At 63.0% G+C, this 18,556-nt stretch carries 20 protein-coding genes; 12 read left to right on the forward strand and 8 right to left on the reverse strand.

What is annotated here, in order from left to right:
- Positions 1-308 precede the first annotated feature (308 nt).
- Positions 309-1,205, forward strand: a complete 897-nt coding sequence (rarD, locus tag LPA36_RS26290; protein ID WP_228883170.1) for an EamA family transporter RarD — start codon at positions 309-311, stop codon at positions 1,203-1,205.
- Here the strand turns inward: rarD and LPA36_RS26295 are convergent.
- Entirely contained in the window at positions 1,202-1,747 is a 546-nt protein-coding gene (locus LPA36_RS26295; protein WP_228883172.1) for an Mpo1 family 2-hydroxy fatty acid dioxygenase, read from the reverse strand. The genes rarD and LPA36_RS26295 overlap by 4 nt on opposite strands.
- A 251-nt stretch (positions 1,748-1,998) precedes the next feature.
- Positions 1,999-2,343: a hypothetical protein gene (locus tag LPA36_RS26300; protein WP_228883174.1), complete on the reverse strand. Its 345-nt coding sequence runs from the start codon at positions 2,341-2,343 to the stop codon at positions 1,999-2,001.
- A gap of 311 nt (positions 2,344-2,654) precedes the next feature.
- On the opposite strand from LPA36_RS26300, the gene LPA36_RS26305 reads away from it, so the two are divergent.
- From LPA36_RS26305 to LPA36_RS26325, 5 genes are all read left to right on the forward strand, one after another.
- A complete protein-coding gene (locus tag LPA36_RS26305) occupies positions 2,655-3,191 on the forward strand; it encodes a phospholipase D family nuclease (protein ID WP_228883176.1) in 537 nt (178 codons plus the stop codon).
- 145 nt (positions 3,192-3,336) lie between these two features.
- Positions 3,337-3,720: a DUF2946 domain-containing protein gene (locus LPA36_RS26310; RefSeq protein WP_228883178.1), complete on the forward strand. Its 384-nt coding sequence runs from the start codon at positions 3,337-3,339 to the stop codon at positions 3,718-3,720.
- A gap of 161 nt (positions 3,721-3,881) precedes the next feature.
- A complete protein-coding gene (locus LPA36_RS26315) occupies positions 3,882-4,277 on the forward strand; it encodes a DUF2946 domain-containing protein (protein ID WP_228883180.1) in 396 nt (131 codons plus the stop codon).
- 135 nt (positions 4,278-4,412) lie between these two features.
- Positions 4,413-6,521 carry a TonB-dependent receptor family protein gene (locus LPA36_RS26320; RefSeq protein ID WP_228883182.1) on the forward strand — a complete coding sequence of 703 codons (2,109 nt, stop codon included), beginning with the start codon at positions 4,413-4,415 and terminating at the stop codon, positions 6,519-6,521.
- A gap of 10 nt (positions 6,522-6,531) precedes the next feature.
- A complete protein-coding gene (locus LPA36_RS26325) occupies positions 6,532-8,001 on the forward strand; it encodes a PepSY-associated TM helix domain-containing protein (RefSeq protein ID WP_228883183.1) in 1,470 nt (489 codons plus the stop codon).
- Between the two features lie 103 nt (positions 8,002-8,104).
- On the opposite strand, the gene LPA36_RS26330 is transcribed toward LPA36_RS26325, so the two are convergent.
- On the reverse strand, positions 8,105-8,461 hold the full coding sequence (locus tag LPA36_RS26330) for a DUF3564 family protein (RefSeq protein ID WP_228883185.1): 357 nt from the start codon (positions 8,459-8,461) through the stop codon (positions 8,105-8,107).
- Positions 8,462-8,801: 340 nt separating this feature from the next.
- On the opposite strand from LPA36_RS26330, the gene LPA36_RS26335 reads away from it, so the two are divergent.
- The 3 genes from LPA36_RS26335 to LPA36_RS26345 all read left to right on the forward strand — a co-directional run bounded on the left by LPA36_RS26335 (position 8,802) and on the right by LPA36_RS26345 (position 11,315).
- The gene (locus LPA36_RS26335) at positions 8,802-9,224 is read left to right on the forward strand and encodes a rubrerythrin family protein (RefSeq protein WP_228883186.1); all 423 of its coding nucleotides are present in this window, start codon (positions 8,802-8,804) and stop codon (positions 9,222-9,224) included.
- 149 nt (positions 9,225-9,373) lie between these two features.
- Positions 9,374-10,711: a heterodisulfide reductase-related iron-sulfur binding cluster gene (locus tag LPA36_RS26340; RefSeq protein ID WP_228883188.1), complete on the forward strand. Its 1,338-nt coding sequence runs from the start codon at positions 9,374-9,376 to the stop codon at positions 10,709-10,711.
- A 22-nt stretch (positions 10,712-10,733) separates the two neighbouring features.
- Entirely contained in the window at positions 10,734-11,315 is a 582-nt protein-coding gene (locus LPA36_RS26345) for a DUF3501 family protein (protein WP_228883190.1), read from the forward strand.
- A 22-nt stretch (positions 11,316-11,337) separates the two neighbouring features.
- Here the strand turns inward: LPA36_RS26345 and LPA36_RS26350 are convergent, their stop codons facing one another.
- A complete protein-coding gene (locus tag LPA36_RS26350; RefSeq protein ID WP_228883192.1) occupies positions 11,338-12,246 on the reverse strand; it encodes a DMT family transporter in 909 nt (302 codons plus the stop codon).
- A 152-nt stretch (positions 12,247-12,398) separates the two neighbouring features.
- Between LPA36_RS26350 and LPA36_RS26355 the strand changes: the two genes are divergently transcribed.
- Positions 12,399-13,331, forward strand: a complete 933-nt coding sequence (locus LPA36_RS26355) for a helix-turn-helix domain-containing protein (protein ID WP_228883194.1) — start codon at positions 12,399-12,401, stop codon at positions 13,329-13,331.
- 106 nt (positions 13,332-13,437) lie between these two features.
- On the opposite strand, the gene LPA36_RS26360 is transcribed toward LPA36_RS26355, so the two are convergent.
- Positions 13,438-13,851 carry a DoxX family protein gene (locus LPA36_RS26360; protein ID WP_228883195.1) on the reverse strand — a complete coding sequence of 138 codons (414 nt, stop codon included), beginning with the start codon at positions 13,849-13,851 and terminating at the stop codon, positions 13,438-13,440.
- Positions 13,852-13,875: 24 nt separating this feature from the next.
- Positions 13,876-14,601 carry a pirin family protein gene (locus LPA36_RS26365; RefSeq protein ID WP_228883198.1) on the reverse strand — a complete coding sequence of 242 codons (726 nt, stop codon included), beginning with the start codon at positions 14,599-14,601 and terminating at the stop codon, positions 13,876-13,878.
- Between the two features lie 160 nt (positions 14,602-14,761).
- Between LPA36_RS26365 and LPA36_RS26370 the strand changes: the two genes are divergently transcribed.
- Positions 14,762-15,652 (forward strand): LysR family transcriptional regulator, encoded by an 891-nt coding sequence (locus LPA36_RS26370; RefSeq protein ID WP_228883199.1) that lies wholly within the window; start codon positions 14,762-14,764, stop codon positions 15,650-15,652.
- A gap of 70 nt (positions 15,653-15,722) precedes the next feature.
- Here LPA36_RS26370 and LPA36_RS26375 read toward each other — a convergent pair whose 3' ends face one another.
- Together LPA36_RS26375 and LPA36_RS26380 are read right to left on the reverse strand one after the other, a co-directional pair.
- Entirely contained in the window at positions 15,723-16,886 is a 1,164-nt protein-coding gene (locus tag LPA36_RS26375; RefSeq protein WP_228883200.1) for an aromatic ring-hydroxylating oxygenase subunit alpha, read from the reverse strand.
- Positions 16,887-17,101: 215 nt separating this feature from the next.
- Positions 17,102-17,593 carry a low affinity iron permease family protein gene (locus tag LPA36_RS26380; RefSeq protein WP_228883201.1) on the reverse strand — a complete coding sequence of 164 codons (492 nt, stop codon included), beginning with the start codon at positions 17,591-17,593 and terminating at the stop codon, positions 17,102-17,104.
- A 143-nt stretch (positions 17,594-17,736) separates the two neighbouring features.
- Here LPA36_RS26380 and LPA36_RS26385 point away from each other — a divergent pair, with 143 nt between their 5' ends.
- Entirely contained in the window at positions 17,737-18,375 is a 639-nt protein-coding gene (locus LPA36_RS26385) for a LysE family translocator (protein WP_228883202.1), read from the forward strand.
- Positions 18,376-18,556: the final 181 nt, after the last annotated feature.

Genomic DNA, 18,556 nt, shown 5'->3' on the forward strand with positions numbered 1-18,556 from the left:
AGGCAAAGACCTGCGTTGAAGCAAGAATCGCGCTTGTCGCGGGCGCGAAACGGTTCGACGCGAAAGGACATCCTGGTACTGCTGCAGACGGATGAAGTTACGTTCTAGTCCATCAGTCGCCGATGCGCACGGAATAAATGCGTTGATCGTGCCGCAGCGTCTGCGTCTAGAATGCGGGCTTGCTTTTACGCGGCGGTGACAGTCGACCCTGTTGCGAGACGCCGCTCGCCTCCACGAATCCCTGTGATGAAAATGAAAGATGCCGCCCTCGGGCGCGGCCTGAACGCGAACCCGCGGACGGCGGATCGATGAACCAGTATGAACCGGGACGCGGAATCGCGTTGTCCGTGGGTGCGTCGGCGCTGTTCGCGCTGCTTTCGGCGTATGCAAAGCTGCTCGCGCCGCTCACGGGCCTCGATATCTTTGCGTGGCGAATCATCTGGACCGTGCCCGGCGCGCTGCTTTTGATCGCGCTGAGGGGCAGGCTGCCGGCGCTACGCGAACTCGCGCTCCGCACGATCAGACAGCCGCGCATCGGCTTCGCGCTGGTGGTGAGCGCCGGACTGCTCGGTCTGCAGTTGTGGGTTTTCCTGTGGGCGCCGTTACATGGCCGCATGCTTGAGGTGTCGCTTGGCTACTTCCTGTTGCCGCTGATCATGGTGCTTGTCGGGCGTTTTTACTACCACGAGCGTCTGGACGGGCTGCAATGGCTCGCTGTCGCCTGCGCGGCGCTGGGCGTTGCGCACGAACTCTGGATGACGCGCGCATTTTCATGGCCGACGTTGCTCGTCGCGCTCGGCTATCCGCCGTATTTCGTGCTGCGCCGCAAGATAAACGCCGATTCGCTGACTGCATTTGCGGTTGAAGTGTCGCTGCTGTTTCCTGTCGCGATTGCGTTTGTCGTGACTGGCGGCTCGCTCGCATGGCTCGCCGGCCGCTACGACATGTGGTTTTTGCTGCTGCCGGGACTCGGCGCGCTCAGCACCGTCGCGCTGGCTTCCTATCTGAAAGCGAGCCGGCTGCTGCCGATGGCGCTCTTCGGCATTCTTGGCTACGTCGAACCGGTACTGCTCGTGATCGTATCGGTGACGCTGCTGGGCGAGACGCTTTCGGCCGCGCAACTCGCCACCTATGGGCCGATCTGGATCGCCGTCGCGCTGACGGCGCTGCACGGCGTGCGCCTCGTGCGCTTCGCGCCGCGCTAACGCCGCTGCGCCGGGACCGGCGCGGCGGGATTGACGCGCGTCCCGCCGACCTGCGCTTCGATGGCTTCGCGCAGTGCCGGGCGCCAGCCGAGGCCGAACAGTGCCTCGGCGAGCACGAAGAGCGGGCCGATGGCGAGTCCGATCAGGTCGTCGACGAACGCCGGTTTGCGATGTTCATACGCAACATGGCCGACAAACTGGAACACCCAGCCGATCACGAAGAGGCCCGCGCCAGCAACGAGCCACGTCAGCGTGGATAGCGCCGCGAGCGACTGGCCGGCGGCGACGCACAGCGCAAGGATGACGGCCATCGTAATGCCGAGCGGCACGTCGAGCACGAGATAGTAAAGCGTCATCACGACGACCAGCACGCATGCCGGTGAGATCGGAAACGGCAGGGCAGCGACGCTGAACGCGGGCCGGCTCAGCAGCACGGCAACGGCCAGCACGATCATCGGAATGCCGACGAAGTGCGTGGCGATATTGCGGCGGTCGCGATGATACGCCGCGTACTGCGTCAACTGTTCAGTCAGTGTTCTCATGAATAACGTCCCCGGATCGAAGCCTGCACAATTGCCCGCAAGGTGATTTCAAACCTCAGGGTAGCCGACAATTTCGCACGGAAGCCAATCCATGAATTCGAGTCTTTCCTCGACTGGCGGCGAAGCGGCGGCATTCGCGGCGCACACCGCGCACGCGCTACACATCAACAAAAAGGGCGAGTCTCGCGACTCGCCCATGAAGGACGTCTTCCGTTTTATTCGGCGCAGCGAAAGACGTCTGGCCGATGACGTTATTGGGTTTTGGTCGTCTCGGCCTTGTTGTCGGCTTTCGCCTGCGTAGCGTCTGCGGTTTTATCGGAGCCGCCTGTGGTTTTGGCCACCTTTGCCACCTTCGCATCCGGCGAGGGCTTCTTGTGCGCAATCTTCGCGTGTGTCTTCGTGCCCGACGCATGGTGTGCCGACGGCGCCGCACCGGACGTCTTGCTGTCGGCGGTGGTGTCGGCTTTCAGACCGCCTGCCGTCGATGCCTTCAGATGCGCCTCGTTTCCGGCAGGCGCCGAAGCGGGCGCAGCGGTCTGGGCAAATGCCGTCGAAACGAGCAGGGCGGAAGCAAGCGCAGCGAAAATGGTCTTCATTGTGTGACTCCTTTTATCGCGCCGGGTAAGTGGTCAGCGCTGCCGGTTTAACGCGATGTCGATGACGCAAGTTGACGTGCTTCTGGTGACAAAACGTAACGGCGGATTGCACTGCCAGATGCAGAAAGATCACGCGTAACTGCGCGTACGTGTGATCGGCCGCCACGCCCGCCGCCTCCCTTCACGTCGCCGAAAAGGTCGCGAAGACATAGCTATACCGATATACTTTTGCGCTTCTCCGAACGGCACTTTCCAGTCAGAACCCTCGCATGCTTTTACGTATTCTTGCCGTCGCTGCCCTGGCGTTTTCAATGTCCACCGTCCACGCGGATACTTCGCTGTCCACGTGGAGCAAGCAGATTTTTTCGCGCACGGGTCCTGCTGTGCCATTTGCGTCGGGCGCGTCGTACAAGGTCTGTTTTGTGCCGAACGGCGCAAGCTGCCAGGATCTTCTCGTCGACGAAATCAACAACACGCGGCGCACGCTGCTGATCCAGGCCTACTCGTTCACGAGTGCGCCGATCGCTGCGGCTGTCAAGCGCGCCAAAGATCGCGGCGTGGACGTTCGCGTCATTCTCGACAAGAGCCAGGTTTCGCAGCGCTATTCGAGCGCGACGTTCCTGCGCAATGCGGGTATTCCGGTTGTGATCGACACGAAACCGGCCATCGCGCACAACAAGATCATGGTGTTCGACAACGCGAGTGTTTTCACCGGCTCGTTCAACTTCACGCGTTCCGCCGAAGAGCGCAACGCCGAAAACGGCTTCCTCGTGCGCGGCGACGACAGGATCGTGAGAGCGTACGTCGACAACTGGAACGAGCGGTTCCGGGTCTCTACACCGTATTGAGCACGTAAGCGTCAGTCAGGACCACGCGCGGGCAGACATGGCGATGTCCGCATGCACGCCTTATGACCGCCTGAATGACTGGCGCGGCAGGTGCATGGCATAATCCGCGCTTACTTTCCGCTGACACCTTATATCCCGCTCCAGCATGTTGCGCGCAGGTCTTCAGAAGATCGGCTGTATCCTCGGATTGCTCGCAATCCTGATGGCCACGCTCGCGCCGACGATCTCGCAGGCGATGGCGGCCAGCTCGCGCGTGGATGACATGCTGTCTGTGTACTGCTCCGCGCAGTCGCAGACATCGCCGGATGATGGCGGCAACAAGTCCGCATCGCACACGACGATGTCGCATCTGCAGGCCTGCGGATACTGCAATCTCCTTGCTCACGCGCCTGTGCTGCCCACGGCCATGATCTCGTTCGAAGCGAGTGTCTGGGTGATCCAGCATCGCGCGATGACGCGCTTCGAGCACCTGCAGCGCGTCCTTCCCCTCACTTCCGCGCAGCCTCGCGCGCCGCCGTTCGCCTCCTGATCCCTGCTGGCTGACTGTGATGCACGTCGTGCATCGTGATGCGTTCACGCGTTCGTCCGAACTGCCGTGAGCGTGCAGCCGTAATCCGGTCATCGAGGAATAAACATGCGTATTTGTTCAGCACGCGAAGCGACGTCGTCGCGCGTGGTGCTTTACCGTCCATGAGTCGCGCTCGCGCCCGACGCGTTGCGCTGACTGCCTGGTCCGGCCTGTTCGCGATCTGGCTTGCGCTGCTCGCGCCCGTGGTGACACAACTGCTGCCGGCCTCGGCGCAGGATGGCGTGCCATCGTCTTTTTCGGCGATCTGTTCTGCCCATCCGGCGGTCGCGTCAACGGGGGAGACGCAGGACCGTTCGACGCCGCACGACCATCACACAAAGTCGTGCGGCTACTGCAACCTGTTCGCGCATCATCCGCCACTTGCCAGCGCTGCGGTCGCGGCGTGGCTGCCGCCGCCTGCGCATGCGTGCGAGGCGGCGCGCGCCATCGCGTCATTTCACAGGCTGGCGCGTTTTTCGCTCGCGCGTCCCCGCGCCCCACCGCTCGCCGTCTCCTGACATCAGCAGTACCGCTCGTCTGCAAGGACAGCGGCCGCCTGTTCATCCGTGGCACCGCCCTGCACGCGCTTCCGATCGAGTGTGGGCAACGTGCGCCACCGGGCAACTGACATCCCGTTCACGAGACACACCATCATGTTCCAGCTATCCAGACGCCGTGGCGCGCTTTCCGGCGTGGCCGCACTGTTCGCGAGCCATGCGTTCGCGCAGACCGTCGATCCCGCGAATGCCGAGACCGGCAGCACGTTGCCGGCCGTTATCGTGCGCGGCGCCGTCGAGCGTTCATTGACGTCTTCATCCACCAGCGAGCAGAAGCGCGCGCTCGACGGCACGGTCGGCTCCGTGGGTTTCGTCGATAGCGAAAGCTATGCGAACACCTACGCATTCACATTGCGTGACGTCCTCAAGGACGTGCCAGGCGTATTCGTACAAAGTCGCTACGGGCAGGAGTTGCGCCTGTCGATACGCGGCTCGGGCATTGCGCGTTCGTACCACACCCGCGGACTCGAGATCCTGCAGGACGGCATCCCGACCAATCTCGCCGATGGCAGCGGCGACTACTATCAGATCGACCCGCTCGCGCTGCAATCCACGGAGGTCTACAAGGGCGGCAACGGTCTCGCTTACGGGTCGTCGACGCTCGGCGGCGCGATCGATTTCCTGACGCCGACGGCATACACAGCAGTCGCGCCGAACATCGTGCGGCTCGAAGGCGGCAGCTACGGCACGGTGCGCGGTAGCGCGCAGCTTTCGCGCGTCGTGGGGCCGCTCGATTTCATCGGCACGTTCACGGTCGATCACGCCGATGGCTTCCGTCAGCACGAACGCGGCCAGTACGAGCAGTTCAACGCGAATGTCGGCTACCGGTTCAGCCCGCGCGTCGAGACGCGTTTTTACCTCGGCGCGTATATCGTCGATCAGCAGTTGCCCGGCACGCTCTCGCTCTCCGACGCGCTGAATAATCCGACCAAAGCCGCGCCCAGCGCACTCGCCGGAGATCAGGCACGCGACACGCGCACGGAACGCATCGCGAACCGCACGACCGTGAAGCTCGACACCGGCCAGATCGACATCGATACGTGGGCCATCCACAAGAGCCTTTATCACCCGATTTTCCAGGTCATCGACCAGGACGGCTGGACATACGGCATCGCGCCGCACTACACCGCGACGCTCGAACTCGGTGGAATGCGTAACGACGTGATAGCCGGCGCGCGCTTTTTCGGCGGCAATACGCAGGCGCGACAGTACGTCAATGTGTCCGGCTCGCGCGGCGCGCAGACACTCGACGCCACGCAGAGCGCCTATAACTACGAAGCCTACGTCGAGGACCGCCTGTTCTTCCTGCCGACGGTCGCGCTGATGGCGGGTGTCAAGGCGCTGCGCGATGTGCGGCAGTACGTCGATCACGGCGGCCTCGCAGCCGACCCGACGTACCGGTCGACGAGCGAGACGTACAACGGCCTGAATCCGAAAATTGGCCTGCTATGGCAACCGGAGCGCGACATCCAGGCGTTCATCGACATCACGCGCAGCCAGGATGTTCCTGACTTCACCGATCTCACGCAGACGTTCAACAACACGACGCGCTTCACGCCGCTGTCGTCGCAGCATGCGTGGACGCTCGAACTTGGCACGCGCGGTACGCGCGATCGCGTGAGCTGGGACGTCACCGCGTATCGCTCGATGGTGCGTGACCAGCTGTTGCAGTACACGACAAGCCCGGACATTCCCGCTTCCACGTTCAATGCAGACAGGACAGTCATTCAGGGCCTGGAGGCGGGCGCTTCGGTCGATCTTTTCCGCAACATCGCACGCCCGGGCGCGGGCGATCGCATCATGCTGTCGGGCCTCTGGAACCTGAGCGACTTCCGCTTCAAGGACGATCCGCAATACGGTTCGAACCGCATCGCGGGTGTGCCGGTGAACGTGCTGCGCGCAACGTTGGGTTACGCGCGGCCAGACGGCTTTCACATTTCGACGAGCGTCGACTGGGTGCCGGCAGGCGCATGGGCCGACGACGCCAACACGTTGCGCGTGCCCGGCTACACGCTGCTCGGCGTTCAGGCGGGCATGGACTTTCGCAACGGCGTCTCGGTGTTCGTCGATGCACGCAATCTGACCAACAAACGTTACGTGAGCGACATCAGCACGATTGCCGACGCGCGCACGGCGAGCAGCACCGCCATCTTCTATCCGGGCTCGGGCCGCAGTGTGTTTGCCGGCATGCGCTACGCGTTCTAGGGATCACATCATGACTTCAACTTCATCAACGCGCAGTGCCGCGACCGACACGTACCGGCTGCTCTGGCGCTGGCATTTCTATGCGGGCCTCTTCGTCATGCCGTTTCTGAGCGTGCTCGCGATCACGGGCACGGTGTACTGCTTTCAGCCGCAGATCGAGCCACTGTTGTATCCCGGGCTGCTGAAGGTGCAGGACCGGGGCCACGACCGGATGTCGTGGCAATCGTTACTTCTGCGCGCGCAACAGGCGGCGCCGAAGGGCGCGACGGTGACGACCGCGTCCATCAACACCGATCGCACGAAGAGCGCGGAGTTTGTCGTGCGTCTGCCGGAAGCCGGTAGCGAAAGCATGTACCTCGATCCGTACGACGGCACCGTGCTCGGGACACTGAGTGTCGAAGGACGATTCATGCAGCAGATACGGATGGTGCATCGCAAGCTGCTGATCGGCAAAACAGGCGAACTGCTGATGGAGCTCGCCGCGTGCTGGACGCTCGTCATGATCGGCACGGGTGTCGCGCTGTGGTGGCCGCACCGGCAGGGCACACGGGGGGCGATCCTCATGCCGCGACGGGCGGCCTCGGGCCGCACGTGGTGGAAAGAGTTGCATGCGGCAATCGGAATCTGGTTTGCGCTCGGCGCGCTGGCGTTTGTGCTGACGGGGCTGCCGTGGAGCGGATTCTGGGGCAGGCAGTTCAAGATACTGACGACCGAAGCGCATATCGGTTCGCCTGCTGGCGTGTGGGGTGATCCGAAAGTCCAGTCGAAGCCGCGTGCATCGGCAGGGTCAGACGATGCAGCCGCGTCGCACGCACACCACGCACAACCGGCAGCGCCGGGCGACGATTCCATGCCTGGCATGGTCATGGACGACCTGCCGCTGCGGCAGACGCCGTGGGCCGTCGGTGAAATGCGCGTGCCGCAGCAACCTGGCGGCGAGCCGGCGCCGGGCACAGCCGCCATCGATATCGATTACGTGGTTGCGATCGCCGCTACGCATGGCGTCAGGAGCGGCTACCAGATCGTGCTGCCGAAGTCGCCGGCGGGTGTGTTCACGGTGTCGTCGTTTCCGGCCGATCCCAAAGCGGAACGCACACTGCACATCGACCAGTATTCGGGCGGCGTGTTGAAGGACATCGGCTACGACGATTACGGCGTAGCGGGCAAAGCGGTTTCGTACGGCACATCGTTGCACATGGGCCGCTATTTCGGGCTGGCCAATCAGATCGTGTGCGCGGTGATTTCGATGAGTCTCGCGACGCTGGCGGGCACAGGCTTCTGGATGTGGTGGCGACGGCGCCCAGATGGCGCACTGCGCGCTCCGCCGCAGCCGGCGTTCGAGCCGCCGATGCGCGCGTGGGTCGTTGGCCTCGGCATTGCGGGTGCGCTATTTCCGCTGCTCGGGGTGACGTTGATACTCGTGTGGTTCGTTGATCGCCGCGTAATGCGCAAGCCTGTGATCGGCGCGAACAGCGCGTAGTGTTTGCAACGGTCGACTTTTCAGGCGATCGCCTGCCACTTTGCTGACTGGCTGGTTGGGGTGCGCGACGCGGTGCCGGATACCGGCACCGCGTCTGTGGGCATTAGCTGTCGAACACGCCGTGCTCGGCGTGCACAGGCTGGCGGTCGACGGCCTGCAGCCGCCAGTAGCCGTTCATCGGTGCATGGGCCGACGACGACCACGCCGCCGAACCCTGCGCGGCGCTCACGCGTTGCTTGCGATCGACATGCAGGCCGCGCAACGTGCAAAGGGGCGCGTCGTCGCGCGGCGCGCACAGCATGGTGACGCCATCGACGTCATGCACTTCTCCCCATGCGGGAAAGTCGATGCCTTGATGTGATTCCCTGGACCATCGATGCTGCTCGGTGTCGAGCCAGAGCACAGCGTAATCGTGGTTCACGCTGGGATCCGACCCGTTGATCAAAATCGTAAGGCGCATAAGGGCTCCGGACGAAAGACGACGTAATGGCGCTGGATGCATTCCAGTCTAGGTCGGAGCAATGCTTTAGCAAGACGTTCCCGCGAATTGCGTCCGGTACTTGTTACGAAATGCTCAAGCTGCAAAAAATGCCGTCCCGGAACATGGGAAACGCGTAAAAACCGCAGTGTCCGACTATCGCCTGCATTGAAAAACACAATTGGGGAAGGGCACGCATAGCTTCTAGATTTAAACAGGCACACTCCGACGTGCGGCGTCGGCGCGTGCGCCCGAAGCGCGTACAGAGACATACCCATGTCCAGCGCGCACCCACAATACAGGCACGGATTGGAGGCATCAGATGTCACAGCTCAAGGGCTCCAGAACCGAAGAAAATCTGAAAGCCGCGTTCGCCGGCGAATCTCAGGCGAACCGTCGATACCTATATTTCGCAGCCAAGGCGGACGTCGAGGGACAGAACGATGTCGCCGCGTTGTTCCGCTCGACGGCCGAAGGCGAAACCGGCCACGCACACGGCCACCTCGAATATCTCGAAGCCACCGGCGATCCGGCGACGGGTTTGCCGTTCGGTTCGTCGCGTCAGAATCTGCAGGCGGCAATTGCCGGCGAAACGCACGAATACACCGATATGTATCCGGGCATGGCCAAGGCGGCGCGCGAAGAAGGCTTCGATGAAATCGCGAACTGGTTCGAAACGCTCGCCAAGGCCGAGCGTAGCCACGCGAACCGCTATACGAAGGCACTCGAGGCACTCGTTGACTGACAGGCCGTTGCTGGTCTGAACCGGCGCCACTGAAGCACGTCCACCCGCGCGTGCGCATTGCGTGCGCACGGGATGCGCGCGCGCAATGCAAGGTGCGCGGCGCGGCGTTGCTTCGTCCGATCGCATTGCTTTCGCAGGAGCCCGACGCCATGCCCCATAAAGAAGGCAGTCTGGAGGCACCCACACGACATCCGCTCGACTGGCGCTCGGACGGGTTTTACGATCAGGCGTTGCTGGACAAGGAGTTGACGCGCGTCTTCGACATCTGCGCAGGATGTCGTCGCTGCGTGTCCTTGTGCGGTGCATTTCCCACGCTGTTCGATCTCGTCGACGAAACCGACAGCGGCGAAGCGCACGACGTCGACACGCGCGAATTCGGCAAGGTCGTCGATCAGTGTTACCTGTGCGACCTCTGCTACATGACCAAATGCCCGTACGTGCCGCCGCATCCGTGGAACGTCGATTTTCCGCATCTGATGTTGCGTGCCAAGGCGGTCGATTACCGGCGCGGCGACGTACCGTTACGCGACAGATTCCTGTCGAATACCGATGCGCTGGGTCATCTGGCCGGCATTCCCGTTGTCACGCAGACGGTGAACGCGGTGAATCACACGTCGGTGGCGCGCGGCGTGATGGAAAAGGCGCTTGGCGTCGACAAGGACGCCTGGCTGCCCGATTTCGCGGGGCGCAAGTTTCGCAGTGCGGCCCGCAAGTCTGCGCAACCGCCGGTTCGGGACGGCGAGCGCACGCCCGGCAAGGTCGCGATTTACGCGACCTGTTATGTGAATTTCAACGAACCGGGCATTGGTCACGATCTGCTTGCCGTGCTCGCGCACAACGATATTCCTTATGAGCTCGTCAAAAGCGAAGCATGCTGCGGCATGCCGCTGCTCGAGCAGGGCAACCTGCAGGGTGTCGCGGACAAGAAGGAGAAGAACATGCCCGTGCTCGCCCAATACGCGCGCGAGGGCTACGCGATCATCGGCGCGATTCCGAGTTGCGTGCTGATGTACAAGCACGAACTGCCGCTGATGTTTCCCGACGACGAAACCGTGCGTGCCGTCAGCGAAGCGTTCTGGGACCCGTTCGAGTACTTCGTTTCGCGACATCGCGATGGCCTGCTGAAAACCGATTTCAGGACCGCGCTCGGCAAGGTGTCGTATCACGTGCCCTGTCATGCGCGCGTGCAGAACATTGGGCGCAAGACGTTCGAGACACTGTCGCTCGTGCCGGACACGAAGGTCAGCGTGGTGGAGCGCTGCTCGGGCCATGCGGGCACCTTCGGCGTGAAGAAGGAATTTCACGCGATGGCGATGAGGATCGGCACGCCGGTCTTCAAGGCGATGGCGCAGCCCGAGCCGGATTACATCTCGTCGGACTGCCAGCTGGCAGGGCATCACATCGAACAGGGCATCGACGAAAACGGCTTGCGGCACGCCGAACTCGCCCATCCGCTGACGCTGCTGCGCAAGGCGTACGGCATCTGATATCGACAAAGTGAGGCACGCCATGAGCATCGCCCGGAATTCGTTGCTTTCGCTGGAAACGTACGCGAAGTCGCGCAAGGCGATGCGTGCGCAGGTCATCGAGCACAAGAAAACGCGCACCGTTCCGCTCGGCAATCACGTGACGTTCCTGTTCGAGGACGAAACGACGATCCGCTACCAGATTCAGGAAATGCTCCACATCGAGAAGATTTTCGATGAAGAGGGCATCCAGGCTGAACTCGACGCGTATCTGCCGCTCGTGCCCGACGGAAGCAATCTGAAAGCGACGATGCAGATCGAGTATGAAAACGAAATCGAACGACACGCGGCGCTAGCGCGGCTGATCGGTATCGAAGACCGCGTGTTCGTGCAGGTCGAGGGCGAAGCGCCGGTCTACGCCATCGCCGACGAAGACCTGGAGCGCGATAACGCAGACAAGACGTCCGCGGTGCATTTCGTGCGCTTCGAGCTGACGCCTTCGATGAAGTCGCGCCTGCGCGACGGCGCGGCGCTCTCTATCGGCAGCGATCATCGGAATTATCCGGTGCCGCTTCACACGATCGAGCCGGGCATTCGTGCTTCGCTCGTCAAGGATCTGAAGTAGAGCCTGCGGGCTGCGCGGCGACTCAGGCCGCCCGCTTCGCAGCGGTGCGTCTGGCGAAAAGCCGGCGCGTCATATCGAATGCGACGAGATTGCCGGCGACTACCAGAACCAGGCCGATCACCGCCAGCGCCGACCACTGGTAGCCTTCGAACACCGTCGAGAGCGCAAGCGCGACGATCGGGAACAGCACGGTGCAATACGCGGCCCGTTCCGGCCCGATGCGACCGACGAGCGTCAGATACGCGGTAAAGCCGATGACCGATCCCGGGATCGCGAGATACACGAGCGCGCCGAGATAGCGTGGCCCCGGTTCCAGCGCGAACGGCAGACCGGCGGCGAGACTCCCGAGCGTCAGCACGCTCGCGCCAATCAGCATCGCCCAGCCGTTCGTCGCCAGCGGATGAAGGCCCATGCCCTGCATCCGGCTCGACAGCAGATTGCCCGCCGAAAAGCACATCGTGCCGAGAAATGCGATGCCGAGCCCGCGCCACATGGCGATGTCGCCGGCGTGAAGGGCCATCTGCTGCTCGAAAAGGCACGCGATGCCACCGAGCCCGAGCAGCGCACCGACGATCGCCGTCGGCTGCAGCTTGCGGCCCATGAAAAGGCGGCCATTGATCGAGTTCAGTAACGGCGCCGTCGAAAACACCACGGCAACGAGCCCGCTCGGCACCACCTGCTCCGCGTAGTAGAAGCACAGGAAGTTGACGCAGAAGAGCGCAAGGCCCTGCGCCGCCAGAAAGCGCCAGGCCGTGCGCGGCGGCCACACCGGGCGACGCATCAGGCGCACGATCGCGAACAGCACAAGCGCGGCGAGCCAGAAACGCAGCGCGATCGAAACCGGCGGCGGCGTGACGCCCAGTTGCCATTTGATGGCGATCCACGTGGTGCCCCAGATCAGCACGGTCACGGCATAAAGAAGCGAATTCATAAGCGTATGGACGAACCAGCGAGAAACTCAGGAGCCCGACTATGCATGCGCGGGCGTCGCGCGACTTGTCCAGGATTGCGCACTTTTCCGGTCACGGCCAGCGGCGGCGGGACGTTGCCCGTATACTTCATCCATCTTTCCTGCCCAGCGCGATGCCCCAGCCTGTGAATCCGAATCCGCCTGTTCCTGTGTTCGACCCTGCCGGGACGCCCTTCGGGCTGCACTCGGTGTGTCGCACGCTGGGCGAAGCGAACGCGACGCTGGAGAAGTTCGCATGGCTTGGCGACCAGCTGGCCGTCGCGATCTGGCGGCGCGATACCGAAGAAGCCGAAACGATCTACGACCAGCCTGGCCACCACACGCTGTCGTGCTATCTGAACGGCGGCTACCGCACGGAACGTCAGAAGATGCCGGGCCTGTACGGCGCGCCCAGCCGGCTTTGCGCGCTGCCGGGCGACCACGAATCGCGCTGGTGGGTGCGCGGGCACATGCACTTCATGCATCTGTATTTCCTGCCGGAGCATTTCACGCGCCGTGCCGTGCAGGAGCTCGATCGCGAGCCGCGCGAACTGACGCTCGCCGACCGCACGTATTTCGAGCATGCCGAAATCGCGCAACGGTGCCAGACACTTGCCAACGAGCTGTGGGACGACCCGGACGGGCGTCTGCGCGCGAACGAAGCCGCTCACGATGTGCTGAGCCTGCTGCTGAAGGCCCAATCGGTGCAGCGGACGGACGTCGCGCACAAGGGCGGGTTGTCGGTGGCGACGCGTCGTCGTTTGCGCGACTACATCGCGGCGAACCTGACGGCTTCGCTGACGCTCGGCGATCTGGCCGACGTCGCGTGCCTGTCGGAATTCCATCTGGCGCGCATGTTCCGCACGTCGTTTGGCCTGCCGCCGGCTGCATGGATCGCGCAGCAGCGGCTCGACCGCGCGCGCGAACTGTTGCGCACGACGGCGTTGCCGCTCGACCAGGTCGCGCTGCAAAGCGGCTACGCGAATTCGAGCCACCTGAGCCACCGTTTTCGCGCGGCGCTGGGTGCGACGCCCACGGCGTACCGGCGAACGATGCGATTGGCCTGAACGCAGCGCTCAATCCCATCCGCACAAGGTCAACAGAAAAGGGACGCCGTTTGTGAGAACGCGCGTCCCTTTGTCCTGTTGAGCTACCAGAATCAAGCCTGGCCGCTCACTTCTTCATGATCGCGTACTTGCCCGGACCGGTCACCGCGAGGAGCAGCAAGCCGCCCATGATGCTGATGTTCTTGTAGAAGTTGATCATGTTGCCCATGTGCTCGGCGCCTTCCATCGTCCAGTAGTGGTGGCCAATGAGCGCGGTGCCGAACGTGTACAGCACGAACAGCAACGCCAGCGGCCGCGTAAAGATGCCCAGAATCAGCGCAATCGCCACGAACACTTCCATGGCCACGGCAATGACCGCCGAGAGCATCGGCGCAGGCGCCCCCAGCGACGCCATATAGCCGACCGTACCGCCGAAGTTCGTCAGCTTGCTCCAGCCGAACAGCAGGAACAGCACCATCAGCAGGACCCGTGCGACCAGAATCAGGCCGTCCCGGTTGCGATCAATCAGTTCGTTCAACATCGTCATTCTCCTTGTAGCAATCGATCAGGACCACAGGCCGGATTCTTCGTTCGGACGCAGGTCGAACACCAGTACTTCTGCATTGTCGCCGTGCGCGAATGTCAGCGCCGTTTCATGACGCACCCGCGCGCCGTCGCCTGCCGTCAGCCGCGTGCCGTTCACCGTCACGCTGCCGCGCGCCACATGTATGTACGCGAAGCGGTCGGCCGGGAGTTCGAGCCGCGCGGTCTCGACGCCATCAAAAAGCCCTGCATACACGCGCGCATCCTGACGCACTTCGAGCGAATCGTTCGCGCCGTCCGGCGAGATGATCAGGCGCAGGTTGCCGCGCTTGTCTTCCGCCGAAAAATGCTTCTGCTGATACCGCGGCTCGGCGCCTTTTGTCGACGGTGCGATCCAGATCTGCATGAAGTGCACCGGTTCGCTCTTCGAGTGGTTGTACTCGCTGTGCGCGACGCCGGAGCCCGCGCTCATCAACTGGACGTCGCCGGGACGGATCACCGAGCCCGTGCCCATCGTGTCGGCGTGTTCGAGCGCGCCTTCCAGCACGTACGAAAAGATTTCCATATCGCGGTGCGGATGCTTGCCAAAACCCCGACCGGGCGCGACGCGATCGTCGTTGATGACCAGCAGGTCGGAAAAGCCGACCTGCTGCGGGTCGAAATACTGTGCGAACGAAAAGCTGTGGCGTGAGCTGAGCCAGCCGTGCTCGCCACGACCGCGTTGATCTGCCTTGCGAATGTCCAGCATGTTGCTTCTCCTCGTAAGTGAGTCGCTTCGACAGCCGGTTTTCTGGAACCGTCGTTGTCGCGATGTGAAGCTATTTTAGGTCAATCCATGGAGCTATAATCACGACAGAAAATGACAGATCGTCTCATTGAAGTGGACAATAAACTTAAGCCAGAACGTGATGCAACTGGATGACCTGAGGATCTTTGCGGCAACCGTCGACGCCCGGAATTTCACGGCGGCGGCTCGCAAGCTGTCGCTGTCGAAGCAGTTCGTCAGCCGCCGCGTGATGGCGCTCGAAGCGGAACTGGGCGTGCGTCTGCTGGTGCGTAACACCCGCAAGCTCGCGATCACCGACCTCGGCCGCGAGTTCTACGAGCGGGCGCGCCGCATCCTGACGGAAGTCGAAGATGCCGCGCAGGCGATGTCGTCGCAACACACCGAGCCGCGCGGGCTGCTGCGCATCAGCGCACCGATGTCGTTCGGCATGACGCATCTTTCGCCGCTCGTCACGCAATTCCTGAAGCGCAACGACGCGGTGCGCTTCGAAGTGGTGTTGAGCGACCGCTCGGTGGACGTGATCGGCGAAGGCTTCGATATGGCGATCCGCATCGGCATGCTGGCCGATTCGACACTGATCGCGCAGAAAATCGCCGATCTGCGCGTCGTGGCGTGCTGCAGCCCGGGCTATCGCCGGCGCCGCGGCGAACCCGCAAGCCCGCTCGATCTCGAAGCACACGACTGCCTGCTGTATGGACACGAGCGTCCAGTGCTGTGGGAATTCGTGATCGGCAACGCGCGCAAGTCGATCGAAGTCGACGGGCGGCTGCATGTGAACAACGGCGAACTGGTGCGCGACGCCGCAGTGGCTGGGCTCGGCATTGCGCTGTTGCCGGAATTCATCGTCGCGGAGGCGTTGCGCACGGGCACGCTCATGACGGTGCTGGAGACATTCGAGCGGCCGCCGTTCGGTCTATACGCGGTGTACCCGCAGCATCGGCAGCGTTCGAGCACGATCCGCGCGTTCACTTCGTTCTTGCGGGAAGCACTGGCTGAAAAGGGCGGCGTCTAAGCGCTGGATTCGTTGAAGCCGAGGTCCGTCAGCGCAGGCGAGGCATACGCCCGGCCTGCGCCAGCGGGTTTCAGGTGCGCGATATGCGCCGCAACGGCTGCCACGTTGCGTCCTTCGGCGTGTGGGCCTCGCCGCGCGGCGTAAGATGCGCCGCGCCGGATTCACGCAGCAGATTGCGCAGTTCGTTGATGACAGGAAACACTTCGTGGTTCCAGTCCTCGCCCTGGCTGTCGTGCGCAGCCTGCTCGGCTTCGACGATCTCGCGGTCTTCCTTGAAAATGCGCTCGGTGAACCACACGAGGAGCGGCCACGCCAGGTCGAGCGCGCCCGGAATACCCGGCTTCCTGATCGACAGCAGCCCGAACGTGCGGTTCGTGCGCTGCTCGGCGTCGAGCGGCACATAGATGATCCAGAGATTCATCACGAGTGTCTGGTCGGACGTGCGAATCTGTAGCGTCTGATACGGATATTCCGTACGGATCGTCATCACGTCCTTGTCGTTCTGCCCGCCGCCGTTGCGGTTCTGGCCGAACACAAGCGCCTCGCCGACTGGCTGCTTGCCTTCCATGCGCGCGAACGTGTAATCGACCTCGACCCAACCTTCACCGCGACGACGCCCGAGCGAACGCGCGCGCATCTGGCCCATCTGCCGGCGGTGCAGGAACTGATGGTTCATGTCCATCAGGTTCTCGTGCATGAACGAGTAATGGCATTTGACCGCGCGGCCGAACCGGCGCGTCTTGTATGCCTTGTCGCTCACCGAGGCGAGCGGTGGCAGCGGCTTTGTTTCCGCGAGTGCGGGGTCGCCGGGAAACACAAAGATCAGGCCTTCGACTTCCTGACACGGATATGAGCGCACGCCGTTCGGCAGCCGTTCGCGACCCAGATACGGCACGTCGATGCACTTGCCCGAGCAGTCGTAGGTCCAGCCGTGATAGCCGCAACGGATCGATTCGCCATCGACAACACCCTGATGCAGCGGCACCTGGCGGTGCGCGCAGCGGTCTTCCAGCGCGAACACCTTGCCGGATTCCGTGCGCGCCAGCACGATCGGTTCGCCGGCGAAATGAACGCCGTGTGTCTTGCCGCGCTTCACTTCCCGCGACCACGCGAGCGGATACCAGTTATCCGGATGAATGGGCACGCGACGCAGGTCGCGCACAGGCGCCTCTGCGGTGGCGCCGGAAGCGGCCTCATCAAGGGCGCTGCTATCCAGCGAGGAAACTGCATGCATGGGAGACGCCTCCTTGCGACTAATCTGGATCCCGTCGATTGAAATAATTGACTGCATTAAACCAACTTCGCCGGTCAGTCTACTCGAACGAAACCCTGCGCGCAGTGAATGCGAACGCCGGGTTTGCTCGGCTTGACCGGCTTTGAAGGCCCATGACGCCGCTGGCAGCCCGTTGCCTGGCGGTAAATTTGTCCCGTCGCGGCGCTTCGATGCCGCTACCTGCGCGGCGCGCGGCCGCTGGATTTCCGGTCGCTGGCGTGGTCGCCGCGCGCGTCATCGTCATCGTCATTGTGGTCGCCCTGGACGAACGGCGAATTCGTGTCGACGCCGCCCGCGCGCAGCGCCATCCGGGCATCTTCGGCGAGCTTTTCGTAATGTCGGCGAAAACGGGTCAGGTCACGCTCCTCCAGCTCCTCGAGATCGAGCAGCGCGTTGTGTGCGCCCTCGATCGCGCGGATCAGCTCGTCGAGCTTGATCTGCATTGCGGCCGTATCTCGGTTCTGGGTGTTCTGGATCAGGAACACCATGAGGAAGGTCACGATCGTGGTCGACGTATTGATGACCAGCTGCCACGTGTCGCTGTAATGGAAGAGCGGCCCGGTGAGCGCCCACAGCATGACCAGCGCCGCGGCGACCACGAACGTCAGCGGGCGGCCCGTCATCGTGGAGAGGAAGCTTGAGAATTTCGAAAACCAGGTTCTGTGCATCCGGATCTCCGTCTTCGGGTTGACCGGCCGGGACGACTGTACTCCCCGCTGGATGATGACACACCGTCCCGCACGCGCGGCGGCATCACGCCCTACAATGGCAATCTGTATTTTCCGTCACCTGTCTGTCAGGGAGCCCGTCCATGAATCCATCCGCTGCTATTGCCACTATCCTGGTCGCGCTGCTGATCGGCGCAATGAGTCCCGGACCGAGCTTCCTGATCGTCGCGCGCAGTTCGATCGGGCTGTCGCGGCGCGACGGGCTCGCGACGGCGCTCGGCATGGGTGTCGGCGGCGTGTTTTTCAGCGGAATTGCGCTCGTCGGGCTGTATACCGTGCTCGCGGCCGTCGGCTGGCTCTATCTGGGGCTGAAAGTGGCGGGCGGCCTGTATCTGATCTGGATCGCGTCGAAAATCTGGCGCGGTGCGGCCTCGCCGTTCACCGTCGACGCGACATCGGGCGCCGGAAGGCAGAACACGCGCAAGTCGTTCTGGCTTGGCCTCAGCACGCAGTTGAGCAATCCGAAGACGGCGATCTACTACGGCAGTATTTTCGCCGCGCTGCTGCCGCATCATCCGCCGCTGTGGTGCTATTTCCTGCTGCCGCCCGCGGTGTTCGCGATCGAAGCGGGCTGGTACACCGTTGTCGCGCTCGGGTTTTCGAGCCGGCGTCCGCGCGAGCTGTACATCGGCGCGAAGGCGTGGGTTGACCGCATCGCGGCGGGCGCGATTGCCGCGCTCGGCCTGCGCCTGATCTGGACGGCGCATAAAGCCGGCATCTGACCCTGGCGTAACGGGAGCGGGCGTTGCGGCCCGCAAGGGCGGTCAGCCGGGTGATCAGGCCGACCGCTCATGTGAGCGAACAATATAGTTTGACACCGCGTCTTCAATAAAATCAGAGGGTTGGCGATGCACTGATGCGGGTACAAAAACAATAAAGTTTGACACAACCGCTGTCGCCCCC

The organism is Paraburkholderia saeva (assembly GCF_907164555.1).
In the GTDB taxonomy this organism is placed as follows: domain Bacteria; phylum Pseudomonadota; class Gammaproteobacteria; order Burkholderiales; family Burkholderiaceae; genus Paraburkholderia; species Paraburkholderia saeva.

Excerpts from the sequence above, each read along its gene's own strand:
- LPA36_RS26360 (WP_228883195.1), bottom strand. The coding sequence starts at position 13,851 with ATGTTGAACGAACTGATTGATCGCAACCGGGACGGCCTGATTCTGGTC.
- LPA36_RS26350 (WP_228883192.1), bottom strand. The coding sequence starts at position 12,246 with ATGAATTCGCTTCTTTATGCCGTGACCGTGCTGATCTGGGGCACCACG.
- rarD (WP_228883170.1), top strand. The coding sequence starts at position 309 with ATGAACCAGTATGAACCGGGACGCGGAATCGCGTTGTCCGTGGGTGCG.
- LPA36_RS26300 (WP_228883174.1), bottom strand. The coding sequence starts at position 2,343 with ATGAAGACCATTTTCGCTGCGCTTGCTTCCGCCCTGCTCGTTTCGACG.
- LPA36_RS26310 (WP_228883178.1), top strand. The coding sequence starts at position 3,337 with ATGTTGCGCGCAGGTCTTCAGAAGATCGGCTGTATCCTCGGATTGCTC.
- LPA36_RS26305 (WP_228883176.1), top strand. The coding sequence starts at position 2,655 with ATGTCCACCGTCCACGCGGATACTTCGCTGTCCACGTGGAGCAAGCAG.
- LPA36_RS26365 (WP_228883198.1), bottom strand. The coding sequence starts at position 14,601 with ATGCTGGACATTCGCAAGGCAGATCAACGCGGTCGTGGCGAGCACGGC.
- LPA36_RS26380 (WP_228883201.1), bottom strand. The coding sequence starts at position 17,593 with ATGCACAGAACCTGGTTTTCGAAATTCTCAAGCTTCCTCTCCACGATG.
- LPA36_RS26385 (WP_228883202.1), top strand. The coding sequence starts at position 17,737 with ATGAATCCATCCGCTGCTATTGCCACTATCCTGGTCGCGCTGCTGATC.
- LPA36_RS26345 (WP_228883190.1), top strand. The coding sequence starts at position 10,734 with ATGAGCATCGCCCGGAATTCGTTGCTTTCGCTGGAAACGTACGCGAAG.
- LPA36_RS26315 (WP_228883180.1), top strand. The coding sequence starts at position 3,882 with ATGAGTCGCGCTCGCGCCCGACGCGTTGCGCTGACTGCCTGGTCCGGC.
- LPA36_RS26325 (WP_228883183.1), top strand. The coding sequence starts at position 6,532 with ATGACTTCAACTTCATCAACGCGCAGTGCCGCGACCGACACGTACCGG.
- LPA36_RS26355 (WP_228883194.1), top strand. The coding sequence starts at position 12,399 with ATGCCCCAGCCTGTGAATCCGAATCCGCCTGTTCCTGTGTTCGACCCT.
- LPA36_RS26335 (WP_228883186.1), top strand. The coding sequence starts at position 8,802 with ATGTCACAGCTCAAGGGCTCCAGAACCGAAGAAAATCTGAAAGCCGCG.
- LPA36_RS26320 (WP_228883182.1), top strand. The coding sequence starts at position 4,413 with ATGTTCCAGCTATCCAGACGCCGTGGCGCGCTTTCCGGCGTGGCCGCA.
- LPA36_RS26330 (WP_228883185.1), bottom strand. The coding sequence starts at position 8,461 with ATGCGCCTTACGATTTTGATCAACGGGTCGGATCCCAGCGTGAACCAC.
- LPA36_RS26340 (WP_228883188.1), top strand. The coding sequence starts at position 9,374 with ATGCCCCATAAAGAAGGCAGTCTGGAGGCACCCACACGACATCCGCTC.
- LPA36_RS26295 (WP_228883172.1), bottom strand. The coding sequence starts at position 1,747 with ATGAGAACACTGACTGAACAGTTGACGCAGTACGCGGCGTATCATCGC.
- LPA36_RS26375 (WP_228883200.1), bottom strand. The coding sequence starts at position 16,886 with ATGCATGCAGTTTCCTCGCTGGATAGCAGCGCCCTTGATGAGGCCGCT.
- LPA36_RS26370 (WP_228883199.1), top strand. The coding sequence starts at position 14,762 with ATGCAACTGGATGACCTGAGGATCTTTGCGGCAACCGTCGACGCCCGG.